This is a genomic window from Kosakonia sp. CFBP8986 (genome assembly GCF_034044935.1).
Classification (GTDB): Bacteria; Pseudomonadota; Gammaproteobacteria; order Enterobacterales; family Enterobacteriaceae; genus Kosakonia; species Kosakonia cowanii.
Genome location: NZ_JAXCXB010000004.1, coordinates 272,123 through 286,551, shown reverse-complemented (window position 1 = coordinate 286,551; position 14,429 = coordinate 272,123). Strand labels below are relative to the sequence as shown.

Below are 14,429 nucleotides of genomic sequence, written 5' to 3'. Positions count from 1 at the left end.
GCCATTATTGTGGTTATCGGCCGCGCTATCTTTCACTGGTTGTCTGCAAAAGTTTTATTTAAATGCACTGACTTAAAATCGATTCATTATTATTTCGTCTCTTTAAGTAAAATTCTTATTGTATTAAATAAGTCTTTTCTTATTTTTAAAATGTCTATAATTAAGCTACTGTTACCATTATTTCTTATTAATTTGTTTTCTCAGGCTGACGATAAACGTTATAGGGATATTTTTTTCGACTCATCCTGGAAGAGTCATCAGCTAATTATCTGTTAACTACACGCGGAGAGAATTATGCAGGAAATTCAGGCTATTCAGGCAAGCCCTCCGCTTGCCAACACACATGAGCACGCCACCCATAAAGCGGCGATGACCACCTCTACAGAGGATGTCAAAGAGGCTCACACCTATCAGGATGAGAGCATAAAAGTGACCCTTTCCAGCAAAGCGGAGAGCCATAAAGAGAGTAAAGAGGTAAAAGCCGAAGAGCCGGTGCGTCAAAAGAAACGAGTGGAAAATCAAGAGATTGATTATGCCCTTGAGATGTCCGGTATTCCCCAATTTGGCGGGCGACTGGTAACCGTAGTGAAATATCCCGATGGGCGAACCGAAATGGTTGATGCCTTTACCGGGAGAAAAGTGACGCAGGAGCAGCTAGCGCGTGCCCAGGAGCTTGAGGCACTTAACAAAACGGCCCAGCAGAGCAAAATAAAACAGGCGCAGCAGATTGCACCCGGCGAATCTACCCCGACGGATATGCAATAACGCTTCGCCGTTTTAGTTAATATATTTTATATTCTCAGTGAGTTAATTAAGAAATAACTCAAAAAAAATTATTCTATTTGGCTTAAGGTAAGGCAAGCAAGATTGATTATAAGCAGGCATTCGGCTGAGAATTACTGCCGCCTGTTTTCCAGGCGGCAGTAGATATCAGAAGAGAACCGAATAATTTACGCCGAATGTCCGACCACGTCCTTTGTAGGTATATAACCCCGGCGCGCCATAGGTTGGGCTATATAATCCCGGCGCACGCTGGCCCCAGGTGGTGGTGTACTCCTCATCCAGCAGGTTTTCCACACTAAAGCTCACTTTGCCCACCGGCAGGGCATAACTGCCAAGTATATCAATCGTGTTATAGCCATCGATGCGCTTACCGTCGGCATCTGAGAGATCAAAGGTCTGCGTGCTCTGCAGGCGCAGCGTCCAGTCGCCCGGCGCCCAGTTGATCCACGCGCTCACTTTCGACGGGCTGGCGCTGTCGATGCTTAGTTTCTCCCACTTACCGTTCGCCTGCGTCTCGGATTTGATGGCGTTGAAGTTGGCACCGGTGCTCCACTCGCTGTCGGTAAAGAAGTAATCCACCTGACCCTCGACGCCATAAATGCGGCGCTTACCCTCATCAACAACGATAGACATGTCGCTCTTGTTGATCTTGATAGTCTTATCAGAGAGTGAATAGTAGCCTGCAATCTGCGTGCGCAGGTTGTCGCCGGTGTAGCGCCAGCCCAGTTCGTAGGCGTTAACTTTTACGCCATCCAGCTTCAACTCGTTCATGTTGACGCTGTTCAGCAAACGGTAGTGACCATCAACTAACTGATAGGTGCCCGCGCCGTAATACTTAGCAGGGTCAGGGATCTCAAAACCTTGCGAGAAGTTGAACCACAGCTGCTGGCGGTCGCTCAGATGACCGAGGATTCCGGCGTTAAACAGCAGATTGTTGTAATCCGTTTTCCCGCCTGGTACGGCATCAGCTGAAGTGGCTCTGCCGCTGGCAATGGCCTGCTGCTGGGAATAACCGACAAAATCGTCGATGCGGTTTTCCATGTACTGGTAACGCACGCCGCCGCTCAGGGTGATGGCGTCAATGTCGTAACTGCTTTGCAGGAACGGCGCGATATTGGTGATGCTGTAGCCCGGATAGCGCTCAACCTTAAAGGTTTTATCGAGCTGCATGCCTCCGCTGGCTGCGGCGCTGTTCAGATTGAAGAACTGCTGGTTGGCGTCGAAGGTTTCATGTTCAGCATCGATCCCCCAGGTCAGCGTCAGGGCATCAACCGGTTTGCTGTTGATGGTCAACTTGCCGCCATAAAAGTCGGTCTTCTGCTGCGACGCACCAATGCTGGTGACCCGGCCGCTTGAGAGGGTTGGGAATGGGTAAAACGCCAGGCTCTCATCGCGGTAGTAGATCTGCGCTACCACATCCTGGCCCCAGAAATCGGTGTTCGAGTATTGCAGATTGATCAGGTGGCGCTCGGTGCCCGGGATACGGTCGGCATCAAGGTTGCCTTTGTTGTAGGCCGTAGCGGAGCCGGTGACTGCCGAGAAGTTTTCGCCCAGAAAGAGGCCATGTTTCTCGTCAGACTCGCTCTTAAAATACTGAGTGGTAAGTTGCAGTTGCTGGTGCTCGTCGATATTGAGCGTGCCGGTGCCCATCACGTCCAGCCGGTCAGAATATTGCAGGCCGGTCTGGGTGTTATCAATGAGTACCTCATCGCCTTTGCCATCATACCAGCCGCCGTAGCGCTGATAAGCAACCGACAGTCGCCCGGAGGCCTTATCATTACCGCCACTCACCGAGGCCGCAACGTTGTCATCATGATCGTTATGGCTGTTAAAACCGCTTTTGGTACCGGTCTGGAACTCGACTTCCGTCTCCGGCTGCCCCTTTTTAGTGACGATATTGAGCAGGCCGCCGGTGCTGCCGCCGCCATAGAGCGAGGTCGCGCCGGAGATAATCTCAATACGCGCGATATTAAAGGGATCGATCGAATCGAGCTGGCGGCTGTCAGTGCGCGATGAGTTGAGGCGCACGCCGTCGACCATCACCATCATTGAGCGCCCGCGCATATTCATGCCGTAGTTGGTGCGTCCCTGGCTGCTGACATCCATTCCCGGAATAAGCTGCGCCAGCACCTCTTTTAACTCTTTACCACCCTGAACCTGCTGCTCAATTTCAGCCTGCTCAATGACCCAGGTGGTTTGCGCCATATCGGCGACGCTGTGATTGGCACGGCTTGCGGCCACCACCAGCGTCTCCTCTTTTGCGTCTTGTGCCGCGGCCTGCGCGGATAACATCATCAACAAACAGGGGTTAATAGCCCAAAGGTAACGATTTTTCATTCTTATAACGTTCCTGATTATGCAGGTGAAGACGACCTTAACCGGTCGGGGTAAACACCGCTCTCAAGTTGAGAGTAATTATCAAGATGATATGAATTATCGTTACCAAGTAAACAACTTGTGTAAAAAAATTATGCCTAAGCTTGTGATTTAACTACTAATTTTAAGAGGTTGTTTCTTGGGGAATTAATGACGTGCGCGAAGAGACCGGCGCGAACGGTAATGTCGCCCGGTATTATGTGTGCTCTAAGATTTAATTACAGGAGTAAACGCGGGGCATAAAAGCGTATTTGCAGGTTTATCAGCGCCTGTTTTTGTTATTTTTTTCTTTAAAATCCGCAATCGCCTGGTTGATGTTTTCCGTAGCGAAGGTGTCAACTTTTTCACCGTCCAAAAAGACTTCGTAATGTCCGGAAACATATTTAAAGGTAAACATCTTATCCTGGTAGCGTAGACGTTTTTCCTTTACTGATAAGCCCCTGATGCGCATAGCGACGCGGGCCATCGTGTCTATCTTTTTATTTTTCATGATTATTTTACTTACCGTTGCAGGTTGAGTCCGCGTTCAAATATTAAAACCACGTCGGGCAATGTTAATTTTTTACCCACTCAAAGGGAAGCAAAGGTTGCCAGAAAAGCACTCCTGAGGCCAGGTAAAATAGCTTCTTATGATTTAAGGCGTTTTTAGTCAATTAATCAACCTGCTGCCATATATAGCTGCGTTCAGAAACAACCTATGCCAGCGGGAATAATTTCTCTTTTTTATCGTGATAATAGTTTTGATTCTCGTTTGAGTAATGGACGTCATAAGTTTGAGTTTGATCTCAAAACAGCGTTTTAAAATGCGCAAAGGCTTTTTACTGGCCTATGCTCTCGTAAAAAAATAAAAGCATTACAGCCCGTTAAGCCGACTCTCCTTACTGACTTTGGACAGAGGCCGCTATTTGCCAGTAGCAGATCCCGATGGAACCGGCGCGCAGCGCTGGCAACGCGTCATATTTGGCAGATCTGCGCCCTGCTGCATGAACTGCCTTTGCCCAAAAAACGACCAAGGAGAGAACAATGAAAACCCTGCACTGCTCCGCACTGCTGCTGATCTGCCTGAGCGCCAGCGCGCAGGCAGCCGAGTGGAACGCCGTGGTATCGCCGACGCCGCAGGCTGGTGAATTTTCCACTATCGGCCAGGCGCTCGACGCCGCGCCTCAGAGCGGCACGCCGTGGCGCATTCTGATTAAAGAGGGGCGCTGGCATGAGCGGCTGGTCATTGAAAAGCCCGTCACACTGATTGGGGAATCGACGGCAGGCACGGTGATTGAGGCCAATACCCCCGCAGGTGCGCTGGATGAGCAGGGAGAGAAGCTCGGCACCGGGCGCACCAGCACGGTAGAGATCCGCGCCAGCGGCGTGACGCTGGAGAATCTCACCATTCGTAATACTTTTGATTTCCCCGCCAACGCCGCGCTGCCGGAAGGCGATGCGAAGAAGCTGAAAGATACCCAGGCGGTGGCGCTGATGGTGGCGGAAGGGGCAGACAGAGCGCGCTTTCGTCACGTTCGCCTTGAGGGTTATCAGGACACTTTTTACAGCAAGCAGGGCAGCCGCAGCTACTTCACCGACTGCGCCATCAGCGGCCATGTCGATTTTATCTTCGGCCCCGGTATCGCGGTGTTCGATCGCTGCGAAATCATTGCCCGCAACCGTGATGACACCGCTCCGCCATACGGTTATCTCACCGCGCCTGCCACCCAGGCCGGGGAGCGGTTTGGCCTGTTTATTATCAACAGTACGTTGAGCAAAGAGCCGGGCGTGCCGGCGAAAAGCTTTGCGCTGGGCCGCCCGTGGCACCCGACCACCCAGTTTAGCGACGGTCGCTATGCCGACCCGAACGCCATTGGACTGGCGGCGATTATCAATAGCGAGATTGATGACCATATCTACGGCTGGGACAAGATGTCCGGCAAAGATAAGCACGGCGACAAAATTTGGTTCTACCCGCAGGACAGCCGCTTTTATGAAGCCAATAACCGTGGGCCAGGCGCCGGGCAGGGCGGTGAGCGCTATCAGCTCAGCGAGGCGGACGCCGCGCAGTATAACGTGGCAGCCATTTTCGACGGCTGGGAGAGCACCCTTCTGCAATAAGTGATGTTGCCCCCGCGCCGGGGGCTTTTATTTAGCCTGGCCAAATAAATAATTTCATCTGCTAACGAAGAACTTTCATTTTTATCGCGCTTTTGACTTTTATTAATATGATCCTTTTGGAGTATAAAAAGTAGCACGAAATAGGTTTGTGAAGATTTATCTTATCAACTTTAAATAACATTTATAAAAAATAGTCGATATTTTTTAAAACAGGTATATGCTATGCAACATATGCTTTTCCCCCTCCCGGCGACAACAGTGGCTGAGATAAAAAGAGGATGAAATATGCAACGCATTACCATACCCGCGAATTATGTCCACACCCGCACCACGCCGTTCTGGACAAAAGAGACCGCGCCGGCCTCCATCTGGAAACGCCATCTTGATGCCGGTACGCGGCAGGGTGTTTACCCGCGTTTAAGCGTGCAGCGCGGCGCGATCCGCTATTACGGCTATGCCGATGAGACCAGCCCGCAGCCGGTGGAAACCCTGACCATCCACGCCGGTGAGTTCGGCGTCTTCCCGCCTGAAAAATGGCACAACATTGAGGCGCTCAGTGACGACACAGTATTCAGCGTCGATTTCTATGTTGATCCCCAAATTCTGATTGAAGGTTGAGGTAGCAATTATGGATACAGAAAACAGAGGTTACTCACTCTCAGTTTCCCATCGGGAAAGCGGTAAAGCAGAGCAGAAAGTTTATTTAAAGCCGATGTCGCTCTACCTTCCTGATATTGCGAACCAGGCCGTTTCTGAACTGGTTGCGACATTAAATTTGCCTCTCGATAATGATGGGGAATATGCGCTGACTGTCACCAATAATAATAATGGCGTCTCGGTCGATAAAGATTTTACCCGCCTCAGTGAGCTGACCGATCCCCTTATTGCCGCCGACGCGGTAAAAGATCTGATTAATATCGTCCGCGGCTACGAATCGGATGAAGAGACCAACGTATGCGGCTGGTAACCGGAGGCTAACAATGACGCAGCTTGTTCCACTCCATTTTCGCCACACCCGCTCGACGCCCTTCTGGACCAAAGAGACGGTGCCGCAGGCACTTTTGACGCACCACAACACCAAAAAGGGGGTCTATGGCCGCCTGTCGGTGATGCAGGGCGCGGTGAAATATCTCGGTTTTGCCAGCGAGCATGACACCACTCCTGAGCGAGAAGTGGTGATCGAAGCAGGGCAGTTTGGCATCAGCCCGCCTGAGTACTGGCACCGGGTTGAACTGCTGACCGATGACACTTACTTCAACCTCGATTTCTTCGCCGATCCTGATGCCGCCCTTGATGGCAAAGGCATCGGACAAGTGGTCAATACCCACCGCCGTTAAACGCTTAGCGCCCGATCCTCCGGGCGCTTAAAAGTGATCGATAAACCGCCTGACCGCCGGTGAGCGCTCGAACTTGCGCCACGCCAGCGCCACATCGGTTTTCAAGGTGTTTCCCGCCACCGAATGAAACGTCACCATCGGATGCCCAAAGCAGGCCATCGACTGCGGAATGATGGCAAAGCCGAAACCGGCCGCCACCATGCTCAGGGATGAAGAGAACTGCGAGGCCTGATGGGCGTTATCCATCTCCACACCGGCACGCAGGCAGGCGTTGTAGATCAGCTCATACAGCCCTGGCGACACCGCTTGCGGAAAGATAATCAGCGGCGTGTTCTGCAATTCGCTGAGGGCGATATCCGCCTTCGCCGACAGCGGATGGGTGCGGTGCAGGGCAATCAGCATCGGCTCCTCGTCCACCAGTTTCAGGCTAAAGGTTTTGCTGCTTTCGCACGGCAGGCGCACGAACGCCACGTCAATCAGCCCCTCATCCAGGCCGTGGATCAGCGTCGCCATATTGTCCTCTTTCTGATAGAGCGCCACCTTCGGGTAGTCACGCTGAAACTGGCGCAGCACCGAGAAGAAGTGGGTATGGAAAGCGTTGGAGCTGGTCACGCCAAGGTTGAGCTTGCCGTTAATCCCCCGGGCGATGCCCTTCGCTTTTTCCAGCGCCGCATCGCTCATGGCGAGGATATGGCAGGCATCTTCATAGAAGGCCTCGCCGGCCTCGGTGAGCGTGACGCCACGCGTCAGGCGATGGAACAGCGGGGTGCCCACTTCCTGCTCAAGTCGGCGGATCTGTTGGCTTAATGGCGGCTGCGACATACCGAGCATTTCGGCTGCCCGCGTGAAGTGTTGCGTCTGGGCAACGGCGACAAAATAACGTAAATAACGAAGTTCCATATCTAAAACATCTTAAACCCTCATGTTTTCTATATTGGAATCCCCCGCTGAAACGAGTCAATATTTAATCAGCTTTTCTAATCGTCTCTACAGTGGGGGAAAAGATGATGGGTAACGCAACTGATTGTTCTTGCGAAGAAAATCTACGAAACACAATTCGTGCTTTTTCTGAAAGCAAGCCAAACGGCGTGATATATCAAACATCGCTAATGAGTGCGCTACTTAGCGGAGTTTATGAAGGAAATACCACGATTAAGGATCTACTTAATCATGGTGATTTTGGTCTGGGTACATTTAATGAGCTTGATGGCGAATTAATTGCCTTTAATAGCGAAGTGTACCAATTACGTTCCGATGGTAGTGCCCGCGCCGCGCAGCCGGAGCAGAAAACCCCCTTTGCGGTGATGACCTGGTTTAAACCGCAATACCGGCACGTGTTTGAGGAGCCGATCAGCCGCCAGGCGCTGCATGAGGTGATTGACCGGCAGATCCCGTCCGACAACCTGTTTTGCGCCCTGCGCATCGACGGCCATTTCCGCCATGCGCACACCCGCACCGTGCCGCGCCAGACGCCGCCCTATCGCGCCATGACCGATGTGCTCGACGATCAGCCCGTCTTCCGCTTTAACGGCCGCGACGGCGTGCTGGTCGGTTTCCGCACCCCGCAATATATGCAGGGGATCAATGTGGCGGGTTACCACGAGCATTTTATTACCGACGATCGCCACGGTGGCGGTCATCTCCTCGACTACCAGCTGGATCACGGCACGCTGACCTTTGGTGAAATCCATCAACTGATGATCGATCTCCCTGCCGATGAAGCCTTCCTGAAAGCGGATCTGCACCCGGATAATCTGGACGCCGCCATCCGTTCGGTTGAGAACTAAGTGATGTAAAGGAGTAGTGTATGAGCAACGAACGCCATACCCAGATGTGGGCCCACGGTGCCGACATGGTGGTGGGGCAACTGGAAGCGCAGGGTGTCAAACATGTCTTCGGCATCCCCGGCGCGAAAATCGATAAAGTGTTTGATTCTCTTCTCGATTCCTCAATTGAACTTATTCCGGTACGCCACGAAGCGAACGCCGCGTTTATGGCGGCGGCGGTCGGGCGTATCACCGGCAAAGCAGGCGTAGCGCTGGTGACCTCGGGTCCTGGCTGCTCCAACCTGATTACCGGCATGGCGACCGCCAACAGCGAAGGCGACCCGGTGGTCGCACTCGGTGGGGCAGTGAAACGCGCCGATAAAGCCAAGCTGGTGCACCAGAGCATGGACACGGTCGCCATGTTCCAGCCGGTGACCAAATATTCCGTTGAGATCTCCTCCCCGGATGCCATCTCCGAAGTGGTTTCGAACGCCTTCCGCGCCGCCGAACAGGGCCGCCCGGGGAGCGCGTTTGTCAGCATTCCGCAGGATATCTCCGACCAGCCGGCCAGCGGCAATATTCTGCCCTCTAACGCCGTGCCGCAGCTCGGTTCAGCGCCTGACAAGATGATTGATGAGGTGGCGAAGCTGATTGCCGGGGCGAAAAACCCCATCTTCCTGCTCGGCCTGATGGCCAGCCGGGAAGAGAATATCGCCGCGCTGCATCACCTGCTGGAGAAAACCCATATTCCGGTGACCAGCACCTACCAGGCGGCGGGCGCGGTTAATCAGGAGCACTTCACCCGCTTTGCCGGGCGTGTGGGCCTCTTCAATAACCAGGCAGGCGACCGGCTGCTGCACCTGGCGGACCTGGTGATCTGTATCGGCTACAGCCCGGTGGAGTACGAACCGGCCATGTGGAACACCGGTGATGCGAAGCTGGTACATATTGATGTGCTGCCCGCGTATGAAGAGCGCAACTACTCGCCGAGCGTTGAGCTGATTGGCGATATCGGCAGCACGCTCGATAAGCTGGCACATAAGATTGCCGAACCGCTGGTGCTCTCGCCGCGCGCGTCGGAAATCCTTATCGATCGTCGCAACCAGCGCGAACTGCTCAGCCGTAAAGGCGCGCAGCTTAATCAGTTTGCTATTCACCCGCTGCGCATTGTCCGCGCGATGCAGGATATCGTGAATAATGACGTCACCCTGACGGTGGATATGGGCAGCTTCCATATCTGGATTGCCCGCTACCTCTATAGCTTCCGCGCGCGCCAGGTGATGATCTCCAATGGCCAGCAGACGATGGGCGTTGCCCTGCCGTGGGCGATTGGCGCATGGCTGGTCAATCCGGGGCGCAAAGTGGTCTCGGTCTCCGGCGACGGCGGATTTTTACAATCCAGCATGGAGCTGGAAACCGCCGTGCGTCTCGGTGCCAATATCCTGCACATCATCTGGGTGGATAACGCCTACAACATGGTGGCGATTCAGGAAGAGAAGAAATATCAGCGCCTCTCCGGAGTCAACTTCGGCCCCGTCGATTTTAAAGCCTATGCCGAATCCTTCGGCGCGAAAGGGTTTGCCGTTGAAAGCACCGCCGCGCTCGAACCGACGCTGCGCGCAGCGATGGACACGCAAGGCCCGGCGGTGGTCGCCATTCCGGTGGACTACAGCGATAACCCGCTGTTGATGGGCCAGCTGCACCTCAGCCAGATTCTGTAAAAACTAAGGAGTCGTTATGAAAAAAGTCGCATTTGTTACCGGTGCCGGCCAGGGTATTGGTCGCGCCATCGCCCTGCGTCTGGCAAAAGATGGTTTTGCCATCGCCGTTGCCGACTACAACAGTGAGACCGCAAAAGCGGTGGCCGAGGAGATCAACGCCAGCAACGGCAGCGCGATTGCCGTCACCGTTGACGTTTCCAACCGCGAGCAGGTGTTTGCTGCCGTCGAAGAGACGCGCAAAAAACTGAACGGCTTTGACGTGATCGTCAACAACGCCGGGGTTGCGCCTTCAACACCGATTGAGTCCATCACCGAGGAGGTGATCGACAAGGTCTATAACATCAACGTGAAAGGCGTGATTTGGGGCATGCAGGCGGCGATTCAGGCCTTCAAAGCGGAAAAACACGGCGGCAAAATTATCAATGCCTGTTCACAGGCCGGTCACGTCGGTAACCCGGAACTGGCGGTTTACAGTTCAAGCAAATTCGCGGTACGCGGCTTAACCCAGACCGCCGCACGCGATCTGGCCCCGCTGGGCATTACCGTTAACGGCTTCTGCCCGGGGATCGTTAAAACCCCAATGTGGGCCGAGATTGACCGCCAGGTCTCTGAAGCGGCGGGTAAACCGATCGGTTACGGCACCGAAGAGTTCGCGAAACGCATTACGCTTGGCCGCCTGTCAGAGCCGGAAGATGTCGCGGCGTGCGTCTCCTACCTCGCTGGCCCGGATTCGGACTACATGACCGGGCAATCTCTGCTGATTGATGGCGGTATGGTATTTAACTAGTTTTACGGCTCGGACATGGCCTTGCCTCTGCCTTCGCGCAGGGGCTTTTTTTATCTACACCTTTTGCGTTTTTCGGTAAACGAGCGAAGAAATTGTCGTTTTGGTTGCGCAGCAAAGTGCGTTTTACTGACAGCATCAACCCTCTGCTGGAGTACGTGCTGATGAAACAACGGTTGCAACAATGGCTTTCACGCCTCACCCCACCGCTGAGTGTGCCGGTAGAGGAGGGGGAGTTTGATTCCGGGCGCCATGTCGCGCTGCTTATCCCTTTTGGCCTGCTCTACGGTCTCGACTACCACCCCTCAATGTGGATTTACGATGAAAAGTGAGCGCTTCCACCTCGTCATGCGCTACAGCTACTGGAATGAACTGTGCGCGCTAACGCACGGCCCGTCAGCGGCGGGCTCTCTTCTCTTATTGATTGATGAACAGGTACACCCCCTCTTTTTCCGCACCGCTTGAGGTCATCAGTGCTGATGCACGTCAGGCGCAATAAACTCAGCGCTGCCTCGCATTTTTTGACTTTTTAAGCCCCTCTACGCGTTATTTTTCCCGGCTTATAACGAAGCTCACAATTTCATCACTTCATCTTGTATGGTAGTAGACTTGAAATCATCAGCAGAGATAACGTGGGTGCCGTGAAGCATGCGTCCTCAATCTGGCTGCGCAAAACAGCGGCCAGCGGTTAACGCGATAATCCTTATATGGGGTTTTTATGTCTCTGATAACTAAAATGATTAATCAAAATGCGGGAGGGGATGATGAGTCGTAAACAGCGTAAAGTCACCATCCCTGTCAGCATTGGCTACGGCATGACGGATATTATGGGCGGCGGTGCCTTTACGGTGATCGGTGCCTGGCTGCTCTTCTACTACACCACCTTTGTCGGCCTGTCACCGCTGCAAGCCGCCTCTATTGTGGCCATTGCCCGCATCGTTGACGCCATCGTCAGCCTGTTTATGGGCAGCTTTACCGACCACTTCTATAAAAATGCCTTAGGCAAAAAGTTTGGCCGCCGCCGCTTCTTTCTGCTGATTGGCGCGCCGCTAATGCTGGTCTATATCCTGCTCTGGCTCAACGGCATGAACTTCTGGTTCTATCTCGCCGTCTATCTCGCTTTTGAGATCATCGCCGCGATGGTGCTGATCCCGTGGGAGACGCTGCCATCAGAGATGACGAAAGATTTTAACGATCGCACCAAGCTCTCAACCTGCCGCATGTTTCTTTCCGCGTCCGGCACCTTTCTCGCCACCTTTATCCCGGGCTTGCTGATTGGCTGGCTGGGCGAGAAGAATGCTGATGCGTATCTCATCAACGGCATTGTCTTCGCGGTGCTGTTTATGGTCTGCGTCTTTATCTCCTGGCGCGTCACCTGGGAGCGCGAGTTAACGCCGGAGATGCTGGCCGAGATGGAGAAAGCGGCGCAGAAGCGCAGCATGGCGCAGACGCTCTCCGGCATTGGCGCGCTGTTTAAAGATTATGCCTCTACGCTTAAAATCCGTGCCTTTCGTAAACATCTGGCGATCTACCTCTTCTCCTTTACCGCAAAAGATGTCTACAACACGGTGTTCGTTTTCTTCTGCGTCTACTGCCTGAATGTCTCGTCATCACTGGCGGGCACGCTGCTGTCGATGAGCATTGTCGGCCTGCCGGTGACGCTGGCGGCAGGGGTGGCGATCATCAAATTTGGCCCTTCGCGCCTCTATGTTTTCGCCTATAGCCTGATGATGATCTGCCTGGCGGGCTTCTTCCTGGTCTATCAATTCCCGACTGAGCACAAAGTGCTGATGCTGGTGATCCTCGCCGGAGTCTATCAGGTGGGGCGCTGCGTGCTGGAGTTCACGCCGTGGAACGTCTTCCCGTTTATTCCTGATATTGACGAAATGGTGACGCGCCAGCGCCGCGAAGGGCTGTTCGCCGCGGTGATGACCTTCTCACGCAAAACCACGGTGGCCATCGCAACCTTTGCGGTGGGGCTGCTGCTGCAAAGCGGTGGTTTCGTAAAAGGCAGCCAGGTGCAGCCGCAGGAAGCGATCAACACCATTGTGATGCTGCTGTTTGTCGGCACCGTTGGTCTGCTGCTGGTGGCGCTATGGCAGGCACTGACCTTCCATCTCAATAAGCGCACGCACCGCATCTTCGTCGAAGAGCTCGATCGCCTGAAGGCGGGCGGCCTGAAGCAAAACGTGACGCCACAAGCGCGCCATATTGTTGAGGATCTCACCGGCCACGCTTACGACACCCTGTGGAGCGACGTACCGCAACCCGCATTAAAATCAGCCACACCCACCTCCTCGCTGAGCTAACGTTACCGCTCATCAAGGCCATGCTTGTCAGCGTGGCCTTTTTTATTTCCTGCTCCCAACGTAATCAAATAATTTAATCCTAAAAGCACTAAGGGAAGAATATTATTCTTTCGTCTTTTATAACGAATAAGTAATAACTTCTTAATATTATTAGAGAGCGATCACATCAGTCGATTTTTTTAAATGAAACTGCAGTGGTGGAGAATTATATTGGCTCTGCACGCACTGCTATTTTATTTATTTGCAGAGTTTTCTCGTTATTAATGTAATTAACGGCGTCGATCTTTCTGTTTTCGGATAATTATTTACAGGGAGTTGCTATGACCACTATAGAAAATAGATCGCTGTTTTCACGAATGATGTTATGGGTAAATGAACGTTTTCCATTAACCAATACCCCGCTCTTTTTTATTCTCTGGTTTTTATCTTTTTCAGTCGCAATACCCGCACAAGAGAGTATTAGCCCGGTAAAAATTGCTCTCGGTTGCCTGCTGTCACTCTCCTTTTTTCTGCTGCTCCGCGTGCTGGATGAACATAAAGATTATGCCGATGACTGCCTTCACCACCCGCAGAGAGTATTGCAGCAGGGCATTATCAGCCTCACTCACCTGAAGTGCCTCGGCGCGCTCTGCGTGCTGATCCAGCTGGGCGGCATCGCGCTGCTCAGCGAGGGCGAGCCGCAGATATGGCTAAGTTGGGGGCTGCTGCTCTGCTGGACCCTCCTGATGACAAAAGAGTTTTTCGTCGCCGAGTGGCTTAAACAGCACTTCTCCCTCTATGCGCTCTCCCACACGCTGGTGATGCCGTTTGTTATCGGCTGGCTGGCGACCCTCGCCTCGCCTGCGGCAACGCTTAATCTGCCGCTTATTTTGCTGATGCTGCTCGCCTTCTTATGCGGATTAAGTTTTGAAATTACCCGGAAATGTAAAGGGCCGGACGAGGATCGCGAAGAGGTCACTAGCTGGTCGCAATTATATGGTCGCCCCCTGTCGGTATTGATGATTATCGGCCTGCTGATATTGATGGTCATCGTGCAGTATTTTCTTATTTTGTGCAAAACCGGTGCGGTATCAATCTGGTTTTATGCGGCAAGTGCTTTTATTAATTTCTTCACCATAAGCCAGGTGCTGATTTTTCTGATTAATGCCAATCAACAGAACAGAAAAAGAAATGAAACGATGGTCGGAATGGCAATGCTGACAGGATATTTGCTGTGTATTGTTGAAATATATTTGTAGCGCAAGGGAAGGGAA

Annotated in this window: 15 protein-coding genes; 12 read left to right on the top strand and 3 right to left on the bottom strand. The window is 52.9% G+C overall.

The genetic code is table 11. From position 1 onward, the window contains the following. The first annotated feature begins 294 nt into the window (after positions 1-294). A complete protein-coding gene (locus SOM48_RS10875; protein WP_312199233.1) occupies positions 295-765 on the top strand; it encodes a hypothetical protein in 471 nt (156 codons plus the stop codon). A 165-nt stretch (positions 766-930) separates the two neighbouring features. On the opposite strand, the gene SOM48_RS10870 is transcribed toward SOM48_RS10875, so the two are convergent. Both SOM48_RS10870 and SOM48_RS10865 read right to left on the bottom strand, forming a co-directional pair. Next, entirely contained in the window at positions 931-3,120 is a 2,190-nt protein-coding gene (locus SOM48_RS10870) for a TonB-dependent siderophore receptor (RefSeq protein WP_320511921.1), read from the bottom strand. Between the two features lie 301 nt (positions 3,121-3,421). Then, the gene (locus tag SOM48_RS10865) at positions 3,422-3,649 is read right to left on the bottom strand and encodes a hypothetical protein (RefSeq protein ID WP_042718032.1); all 228 of its coding nucleotides are present in this window, start codon (positions 3,647-3,649) and stop codon (positions 3,422-3,424) included. A gap of 533 nt (positions 3,650-4,182) precedes the next feature. On the opposite strand from SOM48_RS10865, the gene SOM48_RS10860 reads away from it, so the two are divergent. The 4 genes from SOM48_RS10860 to SOM48_RS10845 all read left to right on the top strand — a co-directional run bounded on the left by SOM48_RS10860 (position 4,183) and on the right by SOM48_RS10845 (position 6,596). Next, the gene (locus SOM48_RS10860; protein WP_312199237.1) at positions 4,183-5,259 is read left to right on the top strand and encodes a pectinesterase family protein; all 1,077 of its coding nucleotides are present in this window, start codon (positions 4,183-4,185) and stop codon (positions 5,257-5,259) included. A 285-nt stretch (positions 5,260-5,544) separates the two neighbouring features. Further along, entirely contained in the window at positions 5,545-5,877 is a 333-nt protein-coding gene (locus SOM48_RS10855) for a TehB family protein (RefSeq protein ID WP_094422095.1), read from the top strand. Positions 5,878-5,887: 10 nt separating this feature from the next. Then, positions 5,888-6,226 (top strand): DUF1869 domain-containing protein, encoded by a 339-nt coding sequence (locus tag SOM48_RS10850; RefSeq protein ID WP_320511920.1) that lies wholly within the window; start codon positions 5,888-5,890, stop codon positions 6,224-6,226. Positions 6,227-6,239: 13 nt separating this feature from the next. Continuing rightward, on the top strand, positions 6,240-6,596 hold the full coding sequence (locus tag SOM48_RS10845; protein ID WP_320511919.1) for a TehB family protein: 357 nt from the start codon (positions 6,240-6,242) through the stop codon (positions 6,594-6,596). A 27-nt stretch (positions 6,597-6,623) separates the two neighbouring features. Here the strand turns inward: SOM48_RS10845 and SOM48_RS10840 are convergent, their stop codons facing one another. Next, on the bottom strand, positions 6,624-7,496 hold the full coding sequence (locus tag SOM48_RS10840; RefSeq protein WP_023480780.1) for a LysR family transcriptional regulator: 873 nt from the start codon (positions 7,494-7,496) through the stop codon (positions 6,624-6,626). A 107-nt stretch (positions 7,497-7,603) separates the two neighbouring features. On the opposite strand from SOM48_RS10840, the gene budA reads away from it, so the two are divergent. The 7 genes from budA to SOM48_RS10805 all read left to right on the top strand — a co-directional run bounded on the left by budA (position 7,604) and on the right by SOM48_RS10805 (position 14,414). Continuing rightward, the gene (budA, locus tag SOM48_RS10835) at positions 7,604-8,383 is read left to right on the top strand and encodes an acetolactate decarboxylase (RefSeq protein WP_042718039.1); all 780 of its coding nucleotides are present in this window, start codon (positions 7,604-7,606) and stop codon (positions 8,381-8,383) included. Positions 8,384-8,403: 20 nt separating this feature from the next. Next, positions 8,404-10,083 carry an acetolactate synthase AlsS gene (alsS, locus tag SOM48_RS10830; RefSeq protein WP_312199241.1) on the top strand — a complete coding sequence of 560 codons (1,680 nt, stop codon included), beginning with the start codon at positions 8,404-8,406 and terminating at the stop codon, positions 10,081-10,083. A gap of 16 nt (positions 10,084-10,099) precedes the next feature. Further along, positions 10,100-10,870, top strand: coding sequence for a (S)-acetoin forming diacetyl reductase (locus SOM48_RS10825; protein ID WP_076769211.1), 771 nt, complete (start codon positions 10,100-10,102; stop codon positions 10,868-10,870). A gap of 92 nt (positions 10,871-10,962) precedes the next feature. Then, the gene (locus SOM48_RS10820) at positions 10,963-11,199 is read left to right on the top strand and encodes a hypothetical protein (protein WP_139569024.1); all 237 of its coding nucleotides are present in this window, start codon (positions 10,963-10,965) and stop codon (positions 11,197-11,199) included. Further along, positions 11,189-11,332 carry a hypothetical protein gene (locus tag SOM48_RS10815; RefSeq protein ID WP_232045211.1) on the top strand — a complete coding sequence of 48 codons (144 nt, stop codon included), beginning with the start codon at positions 11,189-11,191 and terminating at the stop codon, positions 11,330-11,332. The genes SOM48_RS10820 and SOM48_RS10815 overlap by 11 nt, the downstream gene beginning before the upstream one ends. Before the next feature lie 299 nt (positions 11,333-11,631). Beyond that, positions 11,632-13,176 (top strand): MFS transporter, encoded by a 1,545-nt coding sequence (locus SOM48_RS10810; protein ID WP_139569032.1) that lies wholly within the window; start codon positions 11,632-11,634, stop codon positions 13,174-13,176. A gap of 320 nt (positions 13,177-13,496) precedes the next feature. Further along, entirely contained in the window at positions 13,497-14,414 is a 918-nt protein-coding gene (locus tag SOM48_RS10805) for a UbiA prenyltransferase family protein (protein ID WP_320511918.1), read from the top strand. Positions 14,415-14,429 lie beyond the last annotated feature (15 nt).

Coding starts and splice junctions, on each gene's coding strand:
- SOM48_RS10840 (WP_023480780.1), bottom strand. CDS start 7,496: ATGGAACTTCGTTATTTACGTTATTTTGTCGCCGTTGCCCAGACGCAA.
- SOM48_RS10805 (WP_320511918.1), top strand. CDS start 13,497: ATGACCACTATAGAAAATAGATCGCTGTTTTCACGAATGATGTTATGG.
- SOM48_RS10870 (WP_320511921.1), bottom strand. CDS start 3,120: ATGAAAAATCGTTACCTTTGGGCTATTAACCCCTGTTTGTTGATGATG.
- SOM48_RS10860 (WP_312199237.1), top strand. CDS start 4,183: ATGAAAACCCTGCACTGCTCCGCACTGCTGCTGATCTGCCTGAGCGCC.
- SOM48_RS10875 (WP_312199233.1), top strand. CDS start 295: ATGCAGGAAATTCAGGCTATTCAGGCAAGCCCTCCGCTTGCCAACACA.
- SOM48_RS10865 (WP_042718032.1), bottom strand. CDS start 3,649: ATGAAAAATAAAAAGATAGACACGATGGCCCGCGTCGCTATGCGCATC.
- budA (WP_042718039.1), top strand. CDS start 7,604: ATGGGTAACGCAACTGATTGTTCTTGCGAAGAAAATCTACGAAACACA.
- SOM48_RS10850 (WP_320511920.1), top strand. CDS start 5,888: ATGGATACAGAAAACAGAGGTTACTCACTCTCAGTTTCCCATCGGGAA.
- SOM48_RS10810 (WP_139569032.1), top strand. CDS start 11,632: ATGAGTCGTAAACAGCGTAAAGTCACCATCCCTGTCAGCATTGGCTAC.
- SOM48_RS10845 (WP_320511919.1), top strand. CDS start 6,240: ATGACGCAGCTTGTTCCACTCCATTTTCGCCACACCCGCTCGACGCCC.
- SOM48_RS10855 (WP_094422095.1), top strand. CDS start 5,545: ATGCAACGCATTACCATACCCGCGAATTATGTCCACACCCGCACCACG.
- alsS (WP_312199241.1), top strand. CDS start 8,404: ATGAGCAACGAACGCCATACCCAGATGTGGGCCCACGGTGCCGACATG.
- SOM48_RS10825 (WP_076769211.1), top strand. CDS start 10,100: ATGAAAAAAGTCGCATTTGTTACCGGTGCCGGCCAGGGTATTGGTCGC.
- SOM48_RS10815 (WP_232045211.1), top strand. CDS start 11,189: ATGAAAAGTGAGCGCTTCCACCTCGTCATGCGCTACAGCTACTGGAAT.